General features: G+C 60.4%; 17 protein-coding genes. 1 reads left to right on the top strand and 16 read right to left on the bottom strand.

The genetic code is table 11. The features are described from left to right. Positions 1 to 15 precede the first annotated feature (15 nt). From tssJ to tssA, 14 genes are all read right to left on the bottom strand, one after another. Positions 16 to 657 (bottom strand): type VI secretion system lipoprotein TssJ, encoded by a 642-nt coding sequence (gene tssJ / locus JN756_RS15765; RefSeq protein ID WP_232591784.1) that lies wholly within the window; start codon positions 655 to 657, stop codon positions 16 to 18. After that, positions 654 to 1,058, bottom strand: coding sequence for a DUF4150 domain-containing protein (locus tag JN756_RS15760; RefSeq protein ID WP_026140301.1), 405 nt, complete (start codon positions 1,056 to 1,058; stop codon positions 654 to 656). The genes tssJ and JN756_RS15760 overlap by 4 nt, the downstream gene beginning before the upstream one ends. Positions 1,059 to 1,066: 8 nt before the next feature. Beyond that, on the bottom strand, positions 1,067 to 1,714 hold the full coding sequence (locus JN756_RS15755; RefSeq protein ID WP_104903198.1) for a DUF3540 domain-containing protein: 648 nt from the start codon (positions 1,712 to 1,714) through the stop codon (positions 1,067 to 1,069). Next, positions 1,711 to 2,673 (bottom strand): pentapeptide repeat-containing protein, encoded by a 963-nt coding sequence (locus JN756_RS15750; RefSeq protein WP_201022261.1) that lies wholly within the window; start codon positions 2,671 to 2,673, stop codon positions 1,711 to 1,713. The genes JN756_RS15755 and JN756_RS15750 overlap by 4 nt, the downstream gene beginning before the upstream one ends. Then, positions 2,666 to 5,260, bottom strand: coding sequence for a DUF2169 domain-containing protein (locus JN756_RS15745; protein ID WP_201022260.1), 2,595 nt, complete (start codon positions 5,258 to 5,260; stop codon positions 2,666 to 2,668). The genes JN756_RS15750 and JN756_RS15745 overlap by 8 nt, the downstream gene beginning before the upstream one ends. Positions 5,261 to 5,302: 42 nt before the next feature. After that, positions 5,303 to 7,930 (bottom strand): type VI secretion system Vgr family protein, encoded by a 2,628-nt coding sequence (locus JN756_RS15740; protein ID WP_201022259.1) that lies wholly within the window; start codon positions 7,928 to 7,930, stop codon positions 5,303 to 5,305. Positions 7,931 to 7,966: 36 nt separating this feature from the next. Beyond that, positions 7,967 to 10,699, bottom strand: coding sequence for a type VI secretion system ATPase TssH (tssH, locus tag JN756_RS15735; RefSeq protein ID WP_201022258.1), 2,733 nt, complete (start codon positions 10,697 to 10,699; stop codon positions 7,967 to 7,969). Continuing rightward, positions 10,700 to 11,707 (bottom strand): type VI secretion system baseplate subunit TssG, encoded by a 1,008-nt coding sequence (tssG, locus tag JN756_RS15730; RefSeq protein WP_079443810.1) that lies wholly within the window; start codon positions 11,705 to 11,707, stop codon positions 10,700 to 10,702. Next, positions 11,671 to 13,386, bottom strand: coding sequence for a type VI secretion system baseplate subunit TssF (gene tssF, locus JN756_RS15725; RefSeq protein WP_104903192.1), 1,716 nt, complete (start codon positions 13,384 to 13,386; stop codon positions 11,671 to 11,673). Before tssF ends, tssG begins: the two co-directional genes overlap by 37 nt. Positions 13,387 to 13,389: 3 nt before the next feature. Next, positions 13,390 to 13,809 (bottom strand): type VI secretion system baseplate subunit TssE, encoded by a 420-nt coding sequence (gene tssE / locus JN756_RS15720; RefSeq protein ID WP_226926231.1) that lies wholly within the window; start codon positions 13,807 to 13,809, stop codon positions 13,390 to 13,392. Between the two features lie 70 nt (positions 13,810 to 13,879). Further along, positions 13,880 to 14,368 carry an Hcp family type VI secretion system effector gene (locus JN756_RS15715; RefSeq protein WP_017849099.1) on the bottom strand — a complete coding sequence of 163 codons (489 nt, stop codon included), beginning with the start codon at positions 14,366 to 14,368 and terminating at the stop codon, positions 13,880 to 13,882. Positions 14,369 to 14,527: 159 nt separating this feature from the next. Beyond that, on the bottom strand, positions 14,528 to 16,012 hold the full coding sequence (gene tssC, locus JN756_RS15710) for a type VI secretion system contractile sheath large subunit (protein ID WP_017849098.1): 1,485 nt from the start codon (positions 16,010 to 16,012) through the stop codon (positions 14,528 to 14,530). A 3-nt stretch (positions 16,013 to 16,015) separates the two neighbouring features. Beyond that, positions 16,016 to 16,513, bottom strand: coding sequence for a type VI secretion system contractile sheath small subunit (gene tssB / locus JN756_RS15705; RefSeq protein ID WP_017849097.1), 498 nt, complete (start codon positions 16,511 to 16,513; stop codon positions 16,016 to 16,018). A gap of 98 nt (positions 16,514 to 16,611) precedes the next feature. Then, positions 16,612 to 18,162, bottom strand: coding sequence for a type VI secretion system protein TssA (gene tssA, locus JN756_RS15700; RefSeq protein WP_108524102.1), 1,551 nt, complete (start codon positions 18,160 to 18,162; stop codon positions 16,612 to 16,614). Between the two features lie 638 nt (positions 18,163 to 18,800). On the opposite strand from tssA, the gene JN756_RS15695 reads away from it, so the two are divergent. Further along, positions 18,801 to 19,856, top strand: a complete 1,056-nt coding sequence (locus tag JN756_RS15695; RefSeq protein ID WP_169881074.1) for a helix-turn-helix domain-containing protein — start codon at positions 18,801 to 18,803, stop codon at positions 19,854 to 19,856. Here the strand turns inward: JN756_RS15695 and JN756_RS15690 are convergent. Both JN756_RS15690 and JN756_RS15685 read right to left on the bottom strand, forming a co-directional pair. Further along, positions 19,850 to 21,127, bottom strand: coding sequence for an MFS transporter (locus tag JN756_RS15690; RefSeq protein ID WP_046383439.1), 1,278 nt, complete (start codon positions 21,125 to 21,127; stop codon positions 19,850 to 19,852). The two genes, JN756_RS15695 and JN756_RS15690, sit on opposite strands and share 7 nt — an antisense overlap. 296 nt (positions 21,128 to 21,423) lie before the next feature. Beyond that, positions 21,424 to 22,650, bottom strand: a complete 1,227-nt coding sequence (locus JN756_RS15685) for a RhtX/FptX family siderophore transporter (RefSeq protein WP_017849093.1) — start codon at positions 22,648 to 22,650, stop codon at positions 21,424 to 21,426. Between the last annotated feature and the right edge of the window lie 12 nt (positions 22,651 to 22,662).

Below are 22,662 nucleotides of genomic sequence, written 5' to 3'. Positions count from 1 at the left end.
CTCACGGCAAGCAGCTCAGTCCTGTGCGCCGGGCAGGCGCACCTCACCCTCTCGGGGCTGCACCGGCTTGGGCAACGCCAGGCGACTCTCCTTGCCACGCAACAGCGCATCGGGCCCGACGAGCAGGTCAATGGCGATGGGGCGCGGGGTGGCGGTCCAGGTCTTGCTGAAAAACCCTGTCGACGTCACGTCGACGCCGATCTGATAGAGCTTGACGCTGCGCGTCGGGTCCAGGTGCGCGTAACCGGCGGCGATACCGACCATCTTCGCGCCCTCCAGTCGCGGCAGGCTCAACTGGCGGGTCTGGCCCGGCTCGATAAACAGCCGCGTCAGCCCGATCATCCCGGGCGGCGCGCTGTTCATCAGCAGCAGGCTGCTCAGTTGCTGGGAACTGCCGGTGTAGGTGGAAAACGCACTGATCTGATCGAACTGCGTGACCACCACCAACAGGTTATGCGCCTGGCCGTCGTACTGATTGAGGTCGTTATCGGCGGTGAAGCTCAGCTCGATGGCGTTTTCGGTGTAGTCCCATTTGAGCGCAGTGAGGGCCTTTTGCTCGGGGGTGAGGTCCTGGCTGCTGCAGGCGGCGAGCAGGATGCACAGGGCCAGTCCGCCCATGGAAAACTTGATGGAGGGCGCACGCCCCGCGCTGCTCACGCCATCACCAGCACAGCAGTCTGGCTCGGCTGCGAAACCGTCCCCATGGTGTTATTGGCGTTGTGCATGGTCTGGCAGGTGACACGCACGGCGGGCTTACCGGCGACCATCACTTTGGTGCTGCCATCGATGAAGATCATTTCACCCTTGACCTTGCCGCTGGTGACGCCACCGGCCACCCCAGCTTCATCGCCACTGGTCATCAACACCTTGCTCGACATATTCATCGCTGGCATGCCGTCCACCAGCACGTCCATCACCAACCCACCCGGGTCCGCGGCACTGGTATCGGCAGCGTTGGGATAAGGCAATGGCACTGGCCCGGCGGGCGGAACGGGCGTCTTGCAGATATCGGGCACCGTGGACAGCGCCATCGCACCGCCGTTATTGAGCATATACATAATCGATCTCACCCCAGCTTGATGCTGTCGCCATCAATGGCAACGCTACGTTGTGCATTCAGGTCCAGCGTGTCGGCCTGCACGCTCCAGTCATCGCGCACACGCTGGCGCAAGGAGCCGGAATGAAGTTCTTCATGGCCTTCGACGCGACGGCGGCTGTCAGCAAAATCCGCCTCGTGGCGCACGGCCTTTTCGCGGTGATACACGCTGCTGTCGTGGCGCTCGACCCAGTGGTTCTGAAGATGCTCGCCACTCATGGCCAGGGTGCCGACAGTCAGATGGGCACGCTGCATCTGCACACTGCCCTGCTCGGCGCACACCCGTAATGCGATACCGGCGTCAAGGCTCACGCCGTCGCGGGCCTGAATGCTCAACGCGCCGGCGGGCAGGCTCAAATGCAGGTCACCCTCCAGATGCATACGCGCCGGTTGAGCGATGGCGCGTTCCAGCACGCTAAGGATGTAACCGCCTTGCGCGTCCAGGCTGACCAACACCTTGTCCCCCACTGCCGGACGCACCAGGCAACCGAATGCGGGTTTTAGCCAATAGCGGCGGCCATCGCTGCTGACCACGCCGAAACGCTCGCCATCCAGTGCGTTGACCTGCGCATGACGCAATTGAGCAGCGGCATCGCAATACTGCGGGGCTTCATTCATCTCGATTTTCCTAAAGAGGCAGGCTGCCATTGCTCGGCGGCGAGGCGTTCGGTATCTACGGGCTGGATGGCCTGGGGGTTGCTCTGCTGCCAGTCGGCCTGGGTGAAATCAGCGGCATGGGCATTCATGCCGGTCACGTCGGCGGCGACGAACGAGGCGCGTGGCGCAAGCAACGCGGTGCAGTCGGCATAACGCAACAGTGCGCGGTCAAAGCGCGCGCCTGGCATCTGGGCGTCGATCAGGATGGCCATCTCCAGAACGGCATCACTGAAATCGACCGAGTCAAAATGGCTGGCATTGAACAGAGCGCCCTTGAGATTGGCGCCAACAAACGTCGGCGCGGTTCCCTTGCTGCGGTAGAACGACGTGCCCTCGGCCTGCGCGGCATGAAAATCGGCCCCGCTCAACGACGACTCATCGAAGGCACACTGCTGCAACGACGTCAGGCCGAAGCGCGCCTGATCGAGTTGGCAATCGATCAACCGTGCCTTCGCAAAATGCGCCGACTGGGCATCAAGGCCCGTCAGATCGCAGCGGTTCCATTGGGATTTGCTCAACTGGGCGGCTGCCAGCCTGATACGCGGTACGCGGCACTCCGCGAGTGTAAACGCCTGTAGCTGCGCGCCCGACAGATCCAGATCCTCGCCGTGGCATTGCGCCCAGCTGGTCTTGTTCCAACGCACATTCGTGAACAATGCGCCCTGCAATGAACACCCGTTCATGTACAACGAGTCCGCGGTGCTGTCGGAAAAATCGGCGCCGTCCAGGCGGCAGTCTTTCCAGTGGCTTTGGGTCAGCATGGCGCCATTGAATTGCGCGCCACGCGCATCCACTTGTTCCAGCCGCGCGTTGCTCAAATCGACACCGCGGTAGTCGCCACCGGCCAGATTCAACGCGCGCAAGGGCTGCCAATCAGCCAGCAATGCCCTTAGACGCTCAGCACTTAATACCTCAAGCATGAGTCAGGCTCTCCTTGAGTCGGCAGCGCGTCATCAATGCCTGCTCCAGGCGCACACCGCTGCCGTGTACAGCGTCACTGGCCAAGCCATGCAAGTTGCTGCCACTGAGGTTGGCCTGCTCCAGGCATACCTTGCGCAAGCGGCCGTTAAGCAGGTTGGCGCCAGACCAATCAGCGCGACTCAAGTCACATCCCGACAGGTAGGCACCTTGCGCGACCAACCCGACACCGTCGGAATCACTCAGGTCGCAACCGCTCAGCAGCGCGTCGTTAAGCCGTGCGCCGCGCAGGCTGGCGTGATTCAGATCGGCGTCTTGAAAACTCGCAGCGGTCAGGTCGGCATCGTCCAGGCGCACACCCGGCAAAACGCAGTGAGCGGCCAGGCGCAGGTTCTGCAGGTTGCACTCGCGCAAGTCCAGGTCGCGGCCCACCACCTTGGCGAAATCGGCTTTGCTGAGGTTGGCGCGGCGCATGTCCGTCGCGTCCAGTGTGCAGTCGTAGAGCTTGGCTTTGTGCAGGTTGCTGTCGGTGAGTCGTGCGCCGCTCAGGTCGCACTTATTGAGGCGTAGTTTGCTTAGATTGGCGTTGCTCAGTTGAGCCTTGTCGAGGCTGCATTCGTTGAGTTGGGCTTGTTGCAGGTTGGCTTCGGTGAAATCAGCAGCGGAGAAATCACAGTTCTGAGCGCGGATATCGATCAAGCTGGTGCCGCAGAACGAAGCGCCTTGGCATAGAACCCTATGAAACATTGCGTCCTGCAAGCGCGCCTTGCTCAGATCCGAAGCACCCAAGTCGCAGTCGATGAACTGACAGTGGCTCAGATCGGCGTTCTGCAGTCGAGTGCCATTGAGCTTGCAGCTCATAAAAGTGGTATTTCTCAGGTCAGCGCTGCTCAGATCGATTTCGCAAAGATCAAGGCTCTCCAAACTGAGGTCTTGCAGTGTCTTACCTGCCGCGTGCAATGCTAGCAGCCGCTCACGGGTCAGACTGCAGTATTCAGGAAGCGGGAGAATGGGGGCGAATTGGATTCGATCAGCCGCCAGCGCTTTGTTCATGGCGCTTAAAACACGGCCTATCTCAGCCTCCACGGCTTGAGACTCTGCTATGGCGGCAGTCAGTTTTTCCTTGGCTTGCGCCTGCTGGTCTGGAGGCAGCTCCAGGCGCTCAAGCATGTCCATGATATCGACCTTCGGTGCTGGCTGTTTAGCACGCGCCAACGCTTGCTCTGCATCTATGCCCAGCCGGGTCATCATCTGCTGGGCATACTCCATGCCTTGGGCCTTAGCCTTGGCGATTTCCGAATCAATTTCCAGCGCCAATGCCTCGGGGTCAAAGGGCTTGAGGGGGCGCATCGGTTCGCGCATCAGAACCGTAAAGTCCGTTTTCGCTGATGGTGGGTAATCGGTTGGGTTGAAAGGCAGGTTCATGCGAGTCGCCATCATCTGAGCGTATTGCATGCACTGCTCATGAGTTGCGCTTAACTCTGCATATTGCGCATCCGCAACGGCCTGCAAACTGGCGATTATCGGCCCGGAGTCGAACGGGGTTGGTTCGACAGGCGCAACCTTGACCGACTCGACGGGAGGGCGTGGCCAAAGCCGCTCAATCCAGACTTGCGCGTCCAGCACGGGGTCACCCGCTCGCTCGAGGGCCATAGCCAATTTGACGATATCTTGCGCATCTATATCGAGTACCGGTACTTCGACGCGGTACAGCAGAAGAGCACTTTGCGCATCAGGGAACAGCCATACCGTATCCAGGTCCATCGACATTTCGGTAACGGGTACACGCTTATCCGCACGCTCAATAAACAGCCGTGGCCGCAGGCCCGGCAATCGCCCGGCGACCCTGGCCTCGGTAGGGTGCATGCCTGAGATCGACCAGGCTTCGTCGCCACGCCAAAAACCGGCGTTGCATTGGTCCTGCGCCACTTCATCGAACCAGCGCGCATCAGTATCCGTAGGTAAGAATGGGGCGCGATAAGCAGTCCAATGCTCGTCAAGGGTGCCCATATACTGGCGGCGCTCAGCGCTTTGTACTGGCAATGGCAAAAAACTCGCCAGGGCTGGCCGATCATTGGGGTCAACAACTGTGGCATTCGCCACTTCCAGTTGTGCCAACGGCATTCCTTGCGCGGCGTCCACCTCGGGATAATGGCCTTTGCCTGTCGGATTATCTGGCCACTTATTACCGCCATAAGCGCTTTCAAAGTCCAACGGCAGGTTATCCAGTTGACCGCTCACAACGGACGTCCAACCCAGAGGTCCTTTGCGCCATTGCCGCGGCGCGAGTACATGCAATGTTTTTTCCATATCTCCCAGACGCACCCGCACCGCCATGCCACCCCGTTGCACATCGGTCAACGGATAAGCCTTACCTTGTACGGCAAATGTGCCTCGACTTTTCTTTAAACCCCGATCAAGCATCTGCTTGCGAAGTCGCTCGGTTAACCAGGCCCAAGTTTCCCCAGCGGCCATTACCTGATCTTCAGCGTCCACCAGCAGACCCAGGGTGACGACCACGCAATGAAGGTCCAGTGGTTTGGCATTGGCGAGCAATAAAAGGCTGGCCTGTTCACATTTGAGCTGCATCGGACTCTCCGAATAGGAAACTTACGCCTCTTTTTTTCCGTATCACGGCGCGGCAGCGGGCGGTGCAGCAGCATCGCCCGCTGCCGCGACCGCATCGGCGGCGCCATCAAGCAGGTCAACGGCGCCGTTTACAACCGCATTGGCTCCGCCCGCGGCCACTTTCACTGCAGCAAGACTTGGGCGTGATGCTAGCTTCAGACTTAACAGGCTGGGGCTGGGGGCTAGTTCAAAACACGGAAACTCCTGTACTTGATCCGAAGTGATCGTTGATCCCACTATAGTGCCGCTAACTCTCATGAACTTATTAAAAAAGGCGTTACCGCAAACTTCTAAATCCCCATCCACAAGAACATCACCAGTAACATGCACCTGGCCTTCAAGATGTATAATCTTGTCCGACTTTATGACAATCCCTGCCGCATTGATAAGTATGCTATTCCCACCCAACTTAATCTCGTATGAGGTTACATTTTCATGGCAGTAAATATCTGTATTCTTCAACTCCATCTTTGAGTTGGATGCTCGAACTATATGCATTCCTTTCAGATATTCTGAATTTTTAATACTCGCCTTATGATACTCCCAGGCACTGTTGCCAACGCTTTTCTTATACAAACTGTAGTCGGCCGAAAGCGAAACCAATCCAAGTTTCACTGACACGCCAACCCCGTAGAGAGAGAGACTTCCGCTGGCTATATTTACGTCACCCTTCAATTGAAGCATTGAAGTTGTAACGTCTAATTTTGTGCTCAGCTTTGGGTTGGTTATTGCGTCTTTGAAATTATCAAATCCGCTTTTCTCTGATGCGCTATTTGTTGTGCTTGGCGCGGAGGCAAGCTTGCTGCTACTTGCGGGAGTGGGAGGCCGATCTTTAAAGTTGGCACCCATCAAACTCTCTGAAGAGCTCGTCCCCGCCACCGGGGCCGGCGCATGCCCTCCCCCTATGGATTGCCAATAAACACCTGGCACCTGATGCTTATACGAACTGGACGCCAGCTGCATATGCTTGTCCGTGCGCAAATGCGCCCCACTGACATCGCCCTCACCCAAGGTAAAACTACAACCGGTGGACGCCCCCATCTTCATCATCGGCCCGGACGGGCTGTCTTCCATCGCAAACAAATGCCCACCGGGAGTGCTCAAGCCACTTTGGGTCGCGTTTTCGCCGGTGACCACATTGGGATTCTCGGAGTTGGGCACACTACCGGTGATCACCGGGCGGTCCGGGTCGCCGCCCAAGAACGAAACCAGCACTTCCGTGCCTTTGAGCAGCGGGAAATTCATGCCGTGGCTCGAACCACTGGACAGCGTGGCCATACGCAACCAGGCCGAACCACGCGTCGCATTCTTCTCACCGCGAATGAACGGGAAACTCACCCTGTAGCAACCATGCTCATTGAGCAGCGGCCGACCGGTATCTTCATCACCATCCACCACCGCACTGAGCACGCCCTGCACATAAGGCCGCGGTGTCACACAGGGTGCGCGGAACTGCACGTCGCCGGGCAAGGCGATAAACCGCGTGTTGATCCCCTGCCCCGGCCCTTCCCCCTCCGCCCCCAGGCCCGGCAACGGCTGATAACCGTCGTGGTGAACTTCAATCACCTGATAACCGGCATTGAACAGCGGACGCGGGTGGCCGACTAACAGCATCGGATAACCGGCGCGCAACCCCGTGGCTCGACCGCTGCCATGAAACTCCCGCTGACGGCAACCGATGGCCTGGGCACGGCGATTGGCCAACCATTGCCCCTGTTCGAGCGAACCGAAGTGCTCGCCATACAACCCTTGTCCGCCGATAAATACAGACGAACCGGAGACGGCCTCTCGTTGTGCGGTTGAGGCATCTGCGCCAAGGCTGGCAGCTGCCACCGAAGCATTGACCTCTAACTTCAACTGCGCGTTACTCGCGGAAAAGTCCTGGAGCGTGACCCCCGCCGCTTGCCGCACGAGTTTGCGCTCGAAGGTCCGCGCCACCGCCAGGACCCGGCCTACATCCAGTTCCGAATCTTGGCGGCGATAGGTCAGCAGACTGGGGAGTTGCGGCTGGTACAGTCGGTCGCCACAGAACACCAGCGCCTCGCCGTCAGGCCCCTGCTCAAAGAAGTAATACACGCCGAAATATTCAAGAAGACGTGAAATAAAGGCGAAACTCGTTTCTTCGAACTGGCAGGTAAATGTCGCCTGAGTCAGCGGATCATCGGCCAGCGGCAGGCGGATATCGAAGTCATACGCCGCCCCGGGCAAACCGTTCATACCCGGCCCTTCGACAGTCAGGTCGGCCAACTTGAGCACGTCGCGAATCAGCTCCGGCAGACTTTTGTCCAGCCAGATTTCCGAAAAGCGGAAATGCCGCAACTGCACGAAGCGCGGTTCCAGCACCACGCGGTAGTAGTAATACAAGGAGTCGGCGTCGAGATAATCCACCTCCGTGACCACGCCCTGATAGGGATGCGGCTGCCCCAACGCATCGCTCAGGGTCAATACCGCCCGGTTGCCCAGCAGCGCTTCGTCGTCGAACAATGGATTGATCGTGGCCAGCCGAACCTCGAAGCGATAGGGCTGAGAGAGCTTTTCCTCGCCCTGCCACTGCTGCACCCATAATGTTTCGAGCAGCAGCGAGGGGGCCAGGCTGGCGAAAGTGCAGAGTGCATGATCATTGAGAGCCATCAATCAATCCTTGTTCTTCAGTCGGTAAACGAGCGGTCACTCTAGGGGCTCAAGCAGCGCTTCACGCTCGGGTAAAGACCTGATCGCATCGATGTCTTGCGTGGTAATGATCCACTCGCCGCGCGCATCCACCGCCACATGCAAGCCGGCCAGGGGCCGCTGGTCGGCAATCGCCCCGAGCAAGACGTCAGACAGGCGCGGTGTCAGGCTCTTACGCAAAATGAAGTCGATATTGCGCGCCCCGCTCTCCACTTCCGTGCAGCGCGCGGCGATGGCGTCGGCGACCTCTTCTGCAAACGTCAGACGGACTTTCGACGACGCCAGCAGACGCTCGCTGAGCCGGCCCAGCTTGAGGCGCACGATACCTGCCAGTTGCGCGCCACCCAGGGTGAAGAACGGCACGATGGTCATGCGCGCCAGCAGCGCCGGTTTGAAATGCCGGGACAGGGTCGGGCGGATTTTTTCCGCGAGGGTGTCCGGGTCGGGCCGCCCGTCGACGCACAGGTTCTGGATTTCTTCGGTGGCCAGGTTGCTGGTCAGCAGCACCACGGTGTTGGAGAAATCGATCTGCCGCCCTTCGCCGTCGGACAGGCTGCCCTTGTCGAAGACCTGATAGAAAATGTTCACCACGTCCAGGTGGGCTTTTTCCACTTCATCGAGCAACACCACCGAATACGGACGCTTGCGCACCGCCTCGGTCAACATGCCGCCCTCGCCGAAGCCGACATAGCCGGCGGGCGAACCCACCAAGCGGCTGACGGTGTGCTTCTCCTGATACTCGCTCATGTTCACCGAGATCATCGCCTGTTCGCCGCCGAACAGATGTTCGGCCACAGCCAGAGCGGTTTCGGTCTTGCCGACCCCCGACGGCCCGACCAGCAGGAACACACCCAACGGCTGTTGCGGATCGCGCAGGCCGGATTGCGCGGCCTTGAGGATTTCCGCGATCTGCTCGACGGCGGTGTCCTGACCGCGAATGCGCGTCTTGAGGTTGTCGGCCAGGGCCAATACGCCGCCCGCCGCATCGCGCAGCACTTTGCCCAGCGGCACGCCAGTCCAGTCGGAGACGACCTGGGCAATCGCATCGGGGCTGACTTCGGTGAACAGCAACGGCGCATCGCCTTGCAGTGCGGCCAGGGTTTCACGGGCCTGATCCAGCTCGGCCTGACGTTCCTCCAGCGAGGCCAGTACCTGCACAACCTCGCCTTCGGCCGGAACCGGCAGATCCTGTGCTTGCCGGGTCAGTTGCTTGCGTGCTTCAAGGACGCGCAGCGCCGCGTCGCGCTCGGCCAGCCAGCGGACTTCCAGCGCAACCCGACGCTCGTCAATCTCAGCCTGTTCGTCGGCGATATCCGTCAGGCGCTGGTCTTCTACGGGGAAACCATTGCCACGGTCGCGCTCCAGCGCGCTCTGTTCACGCGCCAGACCGGACAACTGCCGCTCCATGCGCTCCAACTCGGCAGGCTTGATACCCAGGCCGATGCGTACCCGGGCGCTGGCGGTGTCGAGCAAGTCGACGGCCTTGTCCGGCAGCAAGCGCCCGGTGATGTAGCGATCGGACAATTCGGCGGCGGCGACGATGGCGTCGTCACGCACGCTGACCCCGTGGACTTTCTCGTAGTGCCCCTTGAGCCCGCGCAGGATCAACACTGCGGTTTTGACACTCGGCTCGTCCAGCTTGACCAGTTGGAAACGACGCGCCAGGGCCGGGTCTTTCTCGAAGTACTTCTTGTACTCCGACCAGGTCGTGGCGGCGATGGTGCGCAACTCGCCACGGGCCAATGCGGGTTTGAGCAGGTTGGCCGCATCCGAGCCACCCGCCGCGCCGCCGGCGCCGATCAGCATGTGCGCTTCGTCGATGAACAGGATCACCGGCGTGGTGGAGGCCTTGATCTCTTCGATGACGCCACGCAGGCGGTTTTCGAACTCGCCCTTGACGCTGGCGCCCGCTTCCAGCGCACCGAGATCCAGGCTGAGCAAACGTGTGTTTTTGAGGAAGTCGGGGACTTCGTCCTGGCTGATCAACAACGCCAGGCCCTCCACCACGGCGGACTTGCCCACACCTGGCTCGCCCACCGCGATGGGGTTGTTTTTACGCCGCCGGGCGAGGATGTCGATCATCTGGCGAATCTCATCATCGCGCCCGAAAATCGGGTCGATGCGCCCCGCCGCTGCCTTGGCGGTCAGGTCTTCGCAAAAGCGCGCGATATTGTCTTCGGCTGCGGGCGTATTGCCGCCGGCGCCGGCCAACGAAGCAGAGGCCGTGCCGGTCTGCAGGCTGTCCAGCGGACCTTCGCTGGAGCCGCCCAACAGTTGAGCGAACTCTGCGGTCAGGGCATCGGTGGAAATCGGCTTGAGCAGTTCGCCGTAACGCGTGCCAGCGCTGTAGTAGCCCAGGCGCGATACCAGCGCCAGCAGCAGCGAACCGCCACGGATCCGCCCGCTGCCGACCACCAGCGAGGCAATCAGCCAGGCGTCCTGAATCCATTCGGTGAGCAGGCCAGCGAACACCGGACGTCCTGGGTTGCCGTTTTTCAACTGCGCCAGGCCCTCATCCAGCAGCGCACGCAAGCGCATCGGATCGATCTCGAAGCGCGCGAGAATGCGCGTCGTATCGGCATCCGGATCTTCCAGCAACTGGCGCAGCAGGTGCTCCAGGGAAATCTCGTAGTGAGCGCGCGCCAGGGTCTGGCCCGCCGCGTTCTCCAGGGCCTTGGTGCTGTACACATTGAGCCGTGCGAACAGCGGTTTGAGTTCTACCTGAATCATCTAGCGAGCCCTCTCTTCGAGCATTGGTCCGTGTTCGGCCGTCAGCATGAATACAACGTCGTCCTGTGTGTCTCCGTCACCGAGCCAGGTATCCAGGCCCAGCCGCTGCCAGCCGCCGCCCAGCGAAGCGCACTGCTGCTTATCTGCCGCAAGACGCATGACCAGACGGCTGCGTAGCGGTGTCTGCAAATACAATCCCACCAAGCGTTCGAGCTTTTGATACAGCGCCTGCCCCGGCAATAACCCGTGAAAACGCTCGGTACTCAGTGCCGTCAGGCGGATATCCAGGGTGCCGCTGCGGTCCATGACTTCACGACCGAGCAGGCTGTTTTCGCCCAACACCCCGCACTGCATGCCCAGGTAAGTGCGTGCCGTGCGGTCGATCCGCAGGCGCGTCTCGACACACGGCACGACTTCCACCGTCACATCGCTGAGTACCGCCTTGACCAACTGCTGCAGCCCCAGGGCCGAGCGCGGGTACTGGTTGAACAACCCGGCATACCGCAGCAAATCGGTGGATTGATCGCGCTGCTCCGGACGCGCATCCGCAATGCCGATCAGCGCCTGCAACTGACGCAGGCTCTTGACGTCGCGCCGCTCGGTAATGTCGATCCAGATCCGGTGCTTTTCCCAGGCACGGAACAGCAACGGATAGAGCGAGGCATGCAGGATGTCGAGAAAGTCACGTCCCGCCGAATGGCCCAGCAGTTGCTCGTCGATCAGGTCTTCGGTGTAAAACGTCGGCAACGGCGAAGTGACGCCATACAGCCCGAAGAAGTTGGCCTCGATCCGATAACGACCGTCGTCGTCCTGCTCGATCCCTTCGATATCCCGCAGCGGAAACCCGAGCCCCAGCCGCGGCCGGACCCGCACGTTGTCGACGAAGTGTTTTTCGCTCGGGAAACGTAGGCGCAACAGGCGCAAGGCCTGGAAAAACCCGAACTCGCCGCCGTCATCGAGCAGCGGATCGATCACAACAGGCGTTGGTGCCCGATCTTCGCTGGCCATTTCAAGGTCTCGTGGTTGACGCTGTCGAACAGCGTGAAGGCGGTAAAGCTGTTGATGGCCGTACAGCCGGCGAAAAATTCATCGAGCACACAACCGAACAGGTAGAAATTGCCGGGGCTGAGGAAATAGTCGCCCCGGCACTCGACCCGGACCACACTGCCTTCGATCGGCAGCCCGCGAATAAAACGCCGCTCGTGGCTGACGGTGACTTTTTCGATGGCATCGATGCGCCGCTGGTTGGCATCCTGGGCCCCTTCGCCGACGCTCGGCAGATACAGCGCGAGCAGCCCGCGCAGGTAGTCGCGATCGGCCAGGCGGAAGTGGTTGGCATTGAGCTGCGAGAGCATGCGCCACAGCAACTTGTCGTCGAACTTGGGCGGCTGGCACGGTGTGATGCCACGGATGCTCTTGAACTCGACCCTGGGCGGCGTGTTGTCGGTGGGCTGGTTCAAATCCCCCAGGCGCAGGCTTTCCGGCAGCTTGCCATTGGTGCAGAGCAAGCCGATGGACAAGGTCATCTCGCCCGGCACTTTGCCTTCGCTGTAGGGCAGGCTCAGATAGTGGTCATAACCTTGGGCATCGATACTCGAGGCGCGGATGCGCAGGTTATACGTGTCGCGCTGCGAGAAGGTATTGAACGGTTCCAGCAGCCGCTCCCCGCCTCCGGCGGAATAAGCACTGACCTTGAGCACCGAATGAATCCGCATGCTCATGCGCTGGCCATGGTCGGCAGGCTGGATGCGATAGTCGACTTGCTTGTGGTCGATGCGCAGCGGGTGTGCATCCTGGGCGAACAGATTGATCGCCGGCGTCACCCCCAGCAAAAAGCTGTTGGCCGACAGGTTCGGTGTCCAGTCCGGCAGGTTCTCGAACATCAGGCGCACGCTGAAGCGCCCGTCTGCGCCTCTGGCTCGCCACTGTTTGAAGCCGCGAAGCTCGATAAACAGGAATTTCTCGGGCAGCGCGAAGTATTCCTGCAGGCACCGATAGGCCGGGTGCGCGGTATCGGGAAACGGCAGCAAGGCGTTGCTCGCATCGAATCCCAGGCCACGCAAATGGCTGGCCGGCAATACGGTCATGGGCTGCTCTTGCGCAGAGATGCGAATCTCGCGCAGGTTGAGCTGCAACAGACGCAATAACTTGGAGCCATCGACAAGGCCATCCCCCAGATAGAAACGCAGGCTGTCGGCCAGCCAGCTATTCGGGTCAGCGGTGGTAAAAGCGAAGTCCAGGACCAGGCTGCGCTCTTCACCGGCGCCGCCGTCCCAGCGGCTGCCGAGCAGTTGCAGCGGCTCCAGGTCGACCGCCGCGGTGCTGCTGAAGCGTACGCGCTGGCCATCGACCGGTACCGAGGCAATTTCGCAGCCGGGCTCGATACGCGTAACCTCCTGCAATGCCGTGCGCGGCTGAAATTGCAGCAGCGTCAGGCAGGGCAACGGTTGCAGGTAATGGGGATAGAGCAGCTGCGCCAACTCTTGAATGAACTCGGGAAACTCGTCGTCCAACCGTTGGCGAACCATCCCGGTGAGAAACGCCACGCCTTCGAGCAAGCGTTCGACGTCCGGGTCATTGGCCGAGTCCACCCCCAGCAGCGGCGCCAGGGCCGGGTTGCGGCGGGCAAACTCATCGGCCAGACGCCGCAGTTGGTTGAGTTCACTTTGATAATGGCTGTTGAGCATGACTTAGTGCATCGCCAGGGACACGCGACCGTCCGAAGACACACGCGTTGCCAGGTGAATAGGAATGTCCCGATCGTCGATCGACACCACGCCCTCAAGACTGAAACTCAGCGACAACACTTCCTGGGCACCTTCGGCGACCAGAATGCGCGGCGATTTCAAGCGAGGCTCGTAGCGGGCGATCATGCGCGTCATGTTCTCGATTATTTGCGTGGTCTCGCCGGTCGCAAACGAACCGGCCAGATTGGTGAAGTCGGGTACGCCAAACTCGGCGTCAATCGGCACGCTGCCGCGCCGGGTATTCAAAATGCGTTGCAGATGCTGGACGATCGACTGCGTCAACACTTCAGCCTGGGTCAGGTGCGTGCGGCCGGTTTCGGCCTGCAGGCTTGTGATGCGCTCCAGCAATCGCTTTTCTCTCAACGCGGTGTACCTTCTGCAATAACAAGAACACCGCCCTGGACCAGGGCGGCATTGAACCGTCGAGCCGGGCTTACGCTTTTGGCGCCAACCACGAGTCTTCGGCTTCGATACCGTCCGGCACCCAGGTCCAGACGATTTTTTCGTAGGTGATGCCGATGTCTTCCATATGGCCCATTTGCTTGAACTCAGGGCTCAACACGTTCGGCACCCAGGTGCGGGCCGAAACGAGCACGGCATTGCTCAGGGTGATGGTGTAGTACTTTTCTTCGGTGCCTTTAGGCGAGATCCGATAGAACTCCAGGACTACCGACTTGAGTTGCTCGCCGGAGGTCAGGGCTTGCAGCAGCTTTGGAGAAGACTTATCGATTTCCTTGGTCAGGGTCATGCCCTGGTGGACACGCTTGCCGGCAGGCAGTCCGGTCTGCGGGTTCTTGGGAATATCGATCAGGTGTTCGACGGCCTGAACAAGGATCTTTCCTTCATGACCGGTAACCGTGCTGGAACCTTCGATCTTGCCTTGGTTCTGGCCTTCGATACTCAAGTAGCATGGCATTGGCATAACGTGTACTCCGGGTTTAATCAGTGAGTTTTCAGGCATCGATCAGCGCCTCTGGCCCTGTCTCGCTGCGTTGAATCCATCTTATGGAAACGCCGAGGCAATGACCCTCGGGTGAACACCTGAATGGGCAACGGCGGCGTTGCCCATTCGCGCTACCGATCAGCTCTTGTCGAGCTTGCCCACCAGCGACAGCGTGAAAGACGCGCCCATGTACTTGAAGTGCGGACGGACTTTCAAACCGACGCGGTACCAGCCTGGATCGCCTTCGACGTCGCTGACGGTAATCTCCGCCTGACGCAGTGGGCGACGGCTGCGTACACCGGCGGCGGGGTTATCCATGTCGGCCACGTACTGGCGAATCCAGGTGTTGAGTTCCGACTCCAGGTCGCCACGCTCTTTCCAGGTGCCGATGTTTTCGCGCTGGATGACCTTGATGTAATGGGCCAGGCGACTGACCACAAAGATGTACGGCAGTTGGGTGCCCAGCTTGTAGTTCAGCTCGGCTTCCTTGCCTTCTTTGTCATTGCCGAAGAACTTGGGCTTCTGGCACGAGTTGGCGGAGAAGAACGCCGCGTTATCGGTGTTCTTGCGCATGGTCAGTGCGATAAACCCCTGCTCGGCCAGCTCGAACTCGCGGCGCTCGGAAATCAGCACTTCGGTCGGGATCTTGGTCTGGGTTTCGCCCATGGCCTCGTAGTTGTAGATCGGCAAATCACCGACGGTGCCGCCGCCCTGTGGGCCAATGACGTTGGCGCACCAGCGGTACTGGGCAAAGCTGTCGGACAGGCGACTGGCAAAGGCAAACGCAGCGTTGCCCCACAGGAAGTCCTGGTTGCCGCCACCGACGTTCTCGTTGTAGCGGAACGTCTTGGCAGGGACCGTGTCTTCGCCATAGGGCGTGCGCAGCAGGAAGTGCGGCAATGTCAGGCCAACGAAACGCGCGTCGTCGCTTTCACGAAAGGCATTCCATTTGGTGAACTGCGGCCCCTCGAAGACGGCTTGCAGATCCTTGAGGTTGGGCAGGTCGGCAAAGCTGTCGATGCCGAAGAACTGCGGGCCGGCCGCGGCGATGAAGGGCGTGTGGGACATCGCCGAAATCGCGGCGACCGACTGCAGCAACTTCATGTCCTGCGGGCCGGGGTTGAACTCGTAGTTACCGATGATCGAGCCGAACGGCTGGCCGCCGAACTGGCCGAACTCGGCGGTGTACACCGCCTTGTACAGACCCGAACGGGTGATCTCCGGCGCATCCTCGAAATCTTCGAGCAGCTTCTCTTTGGACACGCTGAGGATTTCCAGCTTGTTGTTCTCGCGAAAATCCGTGCGGTCGACCAGAAACTTCAGCGAGCGCCAGGACGACTCCAGCTTCTGGAACTGCTGGTGGTGAATGATCGCGTCGACCTGCCGGCACAGCTTGGCATCCAGCGTGGCGATCATGTCGTCGATCAACCCGGCGCTGACCTTCTCGGCCTGCCGGGCCGGCTCGAGCAGTTCGGTGACAAACGCTTCGAGGCCCTGACGGGTGACGGCATACGCCTCGTCGCCTGGCTTGACGCGCGTCGCTTCCACCAACTGATCCAACAGGGAAACCGACTCGACCGCCTGGCCGGTCGTGCTCGCTGCCTGACTCTTTTCTTCGCTCATGGGTTATTCCTTGTCCTTTACGCCAAGTTCCGAGAGCAAACGCTCGCGGGCCCCGTCATCGTTCATCAGGGCCTGCAGCTGCTTGCGAAACTCCGGCAAGTTACCCATCGGCCCTTTCAAGGCCTTGAGCGAATCCCGCAGGGCGATCAGTTGCTGCAACTCGGGAACCTGGGCCACGATGGCATCCGGCTCAAAATCGCGAATGGACTGGAAGGTCAGCGAGACCGGGATCTGCTCGTCCTCCGGCGCGTTTTCCGCCAGATGATTGGGCACCGCCAACTGCAGGCTCAGGTTCTGGCCCTTGAGCACATCGGTGAAGTTGTCTTTGTCGACGCGGATCGGTTTGAGGTCTTCAACCGGCGTGTCGTCTTCACGCAAGGTGAAGTCGCCGATCACCAGTTGCTTGAGCGGCAGCTCGACCTGTTCCTGCGCGCCGCCGGTGTCAGAGCTGTAAACAATATTGACGCGCTCTTTAGGCGCGACCGAACCTTCACTAGCCATTAAATCTCACTCCTGTTTACCGGACTCGCTCAACGCAGCCGTTAGAAAACTCATGGCATGGATATGCACACGCCTGCCAGGTATTGCCTGTTGCCCATTCAACTTGCCGGCGGGCTGGCCAAGCGCCAGAACGCCGGCAAATCCATTGCCGCCAACTGTTGCGCCCACAGCGCTCTCGAACCGCCGTCGTCATGCGCCAGTGCCAACTCCAACAACGGCCGGACCAGCTCCGGCTCCCAACGATCGAGGCCCTGCTCCGTCGCTTCCTGGAGCAACACATCCAAGGCAACACCCAACTGAGCGCGCGGGTCGAAACGCTGTAGCAGATGGCATTGGGCAGCGCGCAGGCGAAACCGCTCGCGGCCGCTGCCGGCCTCTCGCACGGCGGCCTGCAAACGCGCCAACGCTTCGTTCAAACGGCCTTCGGCGGCATCACGCGCGACTTCATCGATCAGCGTTTGCAGCCCATCCGTGGCGCCGCTGCCGGCCGCCGGTGCCAAACCTTCGAGCCAACTGCGGGTCGCGCCGTCGGCGAACGGCTGGCCGTCGGCGAATGTCAGCTCGACCAGCGCCGGCAGGCGCGCCAGAAAATGACGGGTTTCCAGGGCCAGGCTGGCGGCACCGGCCTGCGCTGCCGAACCGAGCCTCAAGAGCGCGGCATGACTGGCCCGATTGAGGTCCAGCCAGCACGGATAACTTGGTAACCGACCTTCGCAAAAACGCACGATGTCCAGCGGCTCGCCAACGCTCTGCAAGCGGCTGAAACTTTCGAGTTCCGCGTCCGAAGGCGGCGGCACGCGTGTCGTGTAGCCTTGCGCAGGAGGGACCTGCTCCAGGGTCGTCCACGCCAATTGGCGATTGAGGCGAAACAGCAATGGCAAGGTCGCCCGAGACTCCAGGCAAAACCCCAGCAGCGGTGCAAGCGAGGCAAACACGCTATTGACCGCGTTCTCGATGGCTTCATCGCTCTCAAGACGGCCCAATGGCGGAGCCGGCACAAGGGCCGGGAGCGGCGCCGAAGGGGCGTGCGCAACCGGCGTCGGGAGCGCTGTAGGCGCATCGACTGCCGCTGGAACCTCTTCCGCCGTCACCGCTATTGGCTCGACACCCGCTTGCACAGGCAACTGCGATAGGCGACGACGCAACGCAAAAAAACTCGGGCCGTCGGCGTCCCGGTCGCGCCAATGGCGATCGATGGCGTCCCAGTCTTCGAGCAACTGCGCCAATTGTTCTCCGGGCACCGCTTCGAAGTTGGCTTCAAGTTTTACGGCGAGCCACTCGAGCATCCACTCGGCCTGGTTGCGGCGGGCACGCAATCTGGCCGGCGGCGGGGTCAGGGTCTCCCAATACAGCTCAAGCATTTCGCGCACTATATGCACGCCGGTCGCCAGGCCGGAAATGCCTTGCAGAGTGGTCCAGGCACATAACAACCAGACCGCGGCATTAAAGTCCTTGCCCTCTTCTCGCAGCACTTTTACACAGGCATCGGCGACTTTCTGCCAATCCACTCCGGACTCGGCGTGGATATTGTTCAATTTATCCACTTCGATTTGCGCGAGGGAAAAAGCCAGCCCTTCCCGAGGATTAACGCCAGCAGGATGAGTCAAACTGATCGCAAACGAACCTACTTCCCGGTCGAGGCAACTCATCCGTTACTCCTTACTTCAACAGGTTGTTTGATACATCGTTGCCGCGTAAAAAAAATCGCCGCCGATGCCGGGTTGATTTATGCAGCGGTGACGATCTTCATTGATTGATCCAAGGCCCGATATTCCGCCCACCGCGGCTGTAATCCGCCAAGCCAAAGCCCCGCGCGTTGAAGCGTCGGACAAGCATGTGTCAGCCAAGGCGCCGGGGCCATCGGGTGAACACCTGAAGTACTCGCCGGTTTAACGTACCCGTTCAGATCATCGCGCCGAAAATAACAAGACCAATACCCAGCGCACTTTGCTTGAGAAACAAGCGCACGCGTTCACAGCGTGGAAACACATAAACGCTGTCAAATTCGAATTCGCGTCAATCTATCAAGCGCCTTGCAGATGGCTTGACCCTGCGTTGCAACTTTTCAATTATTTTCAGGCGCCCGCCCCCGCTCTTGCCGCCGCCAGAAAGTGCGCAACAAGTTGGATACAAGAGGGATTGTCATTACTTTCATGGAGAAACCGGTTATAAGGAGCACAACAACCCATTCTGACTGGCTGCCGCTAGGCAGCACGGACGTACAGTGGGAAGATGCAACGCCTGTTCACGGGGCGTGAACATAGGCTTTCCGGGTTGTAGTGAATCCATGAACAAACCAGCCTCACTGATATGCGCCCCTAAACACGTCGGCTCCAGGCACGCCCATGATCACTTCGAGGTCAGCGCCGAGCCGGTTGCCAACCAACTGCTGGCCTGGCGTGATCGGGTCGGACACGTCATCGACGTCCTGCCTACATCCCACGCAACCACCACGCCCTTCAACGCGAGCATTGACCGCTACAAATTGGGTGATCGCGTTTTCACCGACTGCTCAAGCGACGCCTTGTTGCTCGACCGTTCGATTGCGCGCATCTCTACCGACAAGGTCCGGGACTATGTTTTCCAGGTCTTCACCCAAGGCGCAATGGAGTCCATTCGAGGCGGCCCCCAGGAACATGGCGCGTCCGCGAGGGCGAGCATCGTTGCCATGGACATGAACCAGCCGATCAAAATGAGCCGGGGGCGTTGCCGCGTATTGACCTTCTTTGTCTCGCGCCCGGTGGTGGAAGCGGCGCTGCCGCATGCCGAGTCGATCCACGGGCGTGTCTTCGAGAATACGACGCCTATGACCCAATTGATGATCGAGCACGTCGAGGCGTTTTCCAGAAAACTGCCGGTTATCAGCAGCGCCGAGGCCGCGTCGACATTCGATACCGCCGTTCAACTCATGCTCGCGGCCTTCTCGAAACAGGCCAAGCTGGGTGGGCACGTGCGGGCGGCGGCGCGCAGTGCGATGTTCGATAAAGCCAGGCGTTATGTGCAGAACAACCTGTATCAACCCTGGCTGACGCCAGAGTACGTGCTGATGGCCATGCAGCTGCCTCGCGCCACGCTCTACCGTCTGTTCCAGCATGAGGGAGGGTTGGGTCGCTACATCCTCAACTGCCGCCTGCGTGAAGCCGCGGACGAACTGGTGCGCTATCCGGACCGCCAGGTGATTGAGATCGCCTACAGCCTGGGCTTTAACAGCGCATCGGCGTTTACCCGCGCGTTTCGTCGTCGCTATGACCTGGCGCCGCAGGACCATCGCCTGATGGCGGCACAGCGAATGGGCAACGCTATGCCGGGGCACCGTAACGTCGTTGGCCGAATTGATCAGTGAGCCGGCTGGCGCGCTGGAAATTTCACCAGTGCGAACAGGCTGACCAATAGCGCGCCCAGCAGATACCAGGAAGGCGCCATTGCGTTCTGGGTAACACCGATCAACCACGTCACAAAAAACGGGCAGAACGCCCCGAAGATCGTCACGCCGAAACTGTAGACCATCGACATCCCTGTGGCCCGGTGATGCGCCGGAAAAGCCTCCATGATCATGACGGTAGCGACGCCGTTGTTGCCCATCGCGACAGCCGAATAGATGCCGATGATCAGCAAGGAAGCCAGCTCGCCGACCCCATGGGTCAAGGCCAGGAACACCGGATAGACCAACAGGATGCTGAGGATCATCGTCACGTATTGGGTCGGCTTGCGTCGCGGCAGCCGGTCGGCGAACCGCGCAAACAATGGCGCGGCAATGAACAGCATCGCGCTGGAAAAGCACGCCGAAAGCAAGCTCATGCTCGGCGACAGGCCTAACGTGCGAACCAGATAGGTCGGCATGTAGAGCACCATCAGGTAGATGCTTGCGGTGGGGGTTGCCATCATCAAGATCCCCAGCAATAGCTGGGGGCGATGGTTTTTCAGCAAGACACGCAGCGACGGCGACTGGATACCACGCCGTGTTGTCTCCACCATATTGCGCCGAATGAACCACCCGAACGGGGCAATCAAAAGCCCAAGCACGAAAGGAATACGCCAGCCCCAGGCCAGCAACTGTTCGGGGGTCAGCAATGCGGTCGTGGTGGCACCGACAACCGCCCCCACCAAAACCGCGGCCGCCTGGCTGGCAGAACGCCAACTGACCAGATAGCAGCGTTGATTGCGCGCCGCCAGCTCCATCAGCACCACGGACGACACGCCGATCTCCCCTCCGGTCGCGAACCCTTGCAGCAACCGCGAGAGCACCAGCAACACCGTTGCGGTGACGCCGATCGATGCATGCGTCGGCATGAACGCGATCAAGGCGGTACCGGCTGCCATCAATAGATTGGTGACATTCAAGCCGGCTTTTCGCCCTTTGCGGTCGGCGAGGTTGCCGATCACGATTGCGCCCAGCGGGCGCATCGCGAAACCGATGCCAAACGTCAACAATGCCATCAGCAACGAGGCGAACGAACTGTCCGATGGGAAAAACAGCTTGCCGATGATCACGGCAGAAAAGCTGTATACCGTGAAGTCGTAGATCACCAGGCCATTGCCAACGACTGTCGCCAGTATCACCTTCTTCGATTGCCTGAAGGTCACCGGACAATCGCCAGATTCAAGATAAGACATTTAGGCCGAGGTCCCGTCGAGTCAATCAAAGCGCGCTGGGTAGCGAACACGTGGGCCCAAAAGGCCCCTCATGGGCACGTTGGGCGCTAACAGCTCGATCGACGGGCTATTGATTTGTAGTAGCGTCCTGGCGGGAGCATCCTACGGAACAATATCAGGCTTGTATGTACCCCTTTTATAACGCCAGCAGGCGCGCACTCACTGCGGCTCCGCGCCGCACGCTTGATGTCGGAAGATCACGAGCGCTCGCACTGATTGACCCGTTGAGCGCCTTTGACGATCGCTGAACCTATCAATCAGCCTGCCGCTCTTTCCCCCACACGGTGACGTGACACATTCAACGCCACCAACGACGCCAGGATCGCCATCACCATCCCCGCGAGGAACCCACCGCTATACCCCGCCTGCGCAGTCAACCCCACCAGCAAGGTCGAAGACAGCATTTCCCCCAGATCACGCGTGCTTTGCACGGCGGTCATGTCCGTACCGGCCTGGTCGCTTTGCGCGGCGAAGGCCATGGAGGCAGTCATGATCACCACCGAGGTGGCGCCGGTCGCGAACGAGCCCAGGCCCACGGCCAACCAGATCAGTCCGGTTTGCGTGGCAAGCATGCCGTTGGCTTGCAGCAGCCAGGTCAACGCGGCAGCGCCGGCCATGCCCACCGCCAGGATGAACGTCGGCCACAGCCCCAACACCCGGATCAACCATGCACCACCGCCGCAGCCGAGGACGATGGTGACCACGCCGCCGCTCATGCCCAGTTGGCCGATAGCCTGCAAGGACCAACCGGCGTCATTCAGGAACAGCTTTGACAAGCCAAAACCCGACACTGACGTCATGGCCGACAACAAGGCGAGTACCACCAGCGCCAGCGCCTTCGGCCGCTTGATAAACCGCCATAATGAGGCATGCGCCACATCTGGCTGTTTTTCCTTGGCCGGTGCCACGTGCAGCCAGCCGACGCACACCAGACTCAACAACGGCACCAAAGCCAGCAGACTGAACGCGCTGGTTTGCCCCAGGTAGCCGCTAAGCAGCAAGGTACCGGCGCCGCCAACGAAGAAGCCGACCATGGTGCCGCCCACTTGGATGGCGTTAATCCGCGCGAGCATGTTGCCGCTAAAGTACTCGGCCGCCATGCCGTCGGTGGCGATGTCCTGGGTGGCGCTGGCCAGCGAGGCAACAATCAGCAGGCCCACGGCGATGCCTGCCGTCTCGACGCGCAGGCCGATGCTTGCCAGGCAGGCAATGCACAGCAGCACCAGTATCTGCATGGGAATGATCCAACTGCGGCGCCGTCCCAGGCGTGGGCTCCAATGGTTATCCACCTGGGGCGCCCAGAGGAACTTGACCACCCACGGTATCCCCACCAACGGCAGGAAGGCCAAGGCGTGGAGCGCCGCGCCGTCATGACGCAGCAGGGTCGGCAAGGCGTCCATGGCGATGCCGAAGCAAATGCCTTGGGACAGGTACAACAGTGCAAAGGTCAGCACCATGCGCCAATGTTTCAACAGATCCAGCATTACAAGTCTCCC

It is taken from the genome of Pseudomonas sp. Y39-6 (assembly GCF_023651955.1).
Lineage (GTDB): Bacteria > Pseudomonadota > Gammaproteobacteria > Pseudomonadales > Pseudomonadaceae > Aquipseudomonas > Aquipseudomonas veronii.
This window is presented reverse-complemented; position numbering and strand designations above follow the sequence as displayed.

Bases quoted from the DNA above. Each gene is read 5' to 3' on its own strand.
- JN756_RS15695 (WP_169881074.1), top strand. From the start codon at position 18,801: ATGAACAAACCAGCCTCACTGATATGCGCCCCTAAACACGTCGGCTCC.
- tssA (WP_108524102.1), bottom strand. From the start codon at position 18,162: ATGAGTTGCCTCGACCGGGAAGTAGGTTCGTTTGCGATCAGTTTGACT.
- JN756_RS15755 (WP_104903198.1), bottom strand. From the start codon at position 1,714: ATGAATGAAGCCCCGCAGTATTGCGATGCCGCTGCTCAATTGCGTCAT.
- tssF (WP_104903192.1), bottom strand. From the start codon at position 13,386: ATGCTCAACAGCCATTATCAAAGTGAACTCAACCAACTGCGGCGTCTG.
- JN756_RS15690 (WP_046383439.1), bottom strand. From the start codon at position 21,127: ATGTCTTATCTTGAATCTGGCGATTGTCCGGTGACCTTCAGGCAATCG.
- JN756_RS15715 (WP_017849099.1), bottom strand. From the start codon at position 14,368: ATGCCAATGCCATGCTACTTGAGTATCGAAGGCCAGAACCAAGGCAAG.
- JN756_RS15745 (WP_201022260.1), bottom strand. From the start codon at position 5,260: ATGCAGCTCAAATGTGAACAGGCCAGCCTTTTATTGCTCGCCAATGCC.
- JN756_RS15760 (WP_026140301.1), bottom strand. From the start codon at position 1,058: ATGTATATGCTCAATAACGGCGGTGCGATGGCGCTGTCCACGGTGCCC.
- JN756_RS15740 (WP_201022259.1), bottom strand. From the start codon at position 7,930: ATGGCTCTCAATGATCATGCACTCTGCACTTTCGCCAGCCTGGCCCCC.
- JN756_RS15685 (WP_017849093.1), bottom strand. From the start codon at position 22,650: ATGCTGGATCTGTTGAAACATTGGCGCATGGTGCTGACCTTTGCACTG.
- JN756_RS15750 (WP_201022261.1), bottom strand. From the start codon at position 2,673: ATGCTTGAGGTATTAAGTGCTGAGCGTCTAAGGGCATTGCTGGCTGAT.
- tssG (WP_079443810.1), bottom strand. From the start codon at position 11,707: ATGGCCAGCGAAGATCGGGCACCAACGCCTGTTGTGATCGATCCGCTG.
- tssB (WP_017849097.1), bottom strand. From the start codon at position 16,513: ATGGCTAGTGAAGGTTCGGTCGCGCCTAAAGAGCGCGTCAATATTGTT.
- tssC (WP_017849098.1), bottom strand. From the start codon at position 16,012: ATGAGCGAAGAAAAGAGTCAGGCAGCGAGCACGACCGGCCAGGCGGTC.
- tssH (WP_201022258.1), bottom strand. From the start codon at position 10,699: ATGATTCAGGTAGAACTCAAACCGCTGTTCGCACGGCTCAATGTGTAC.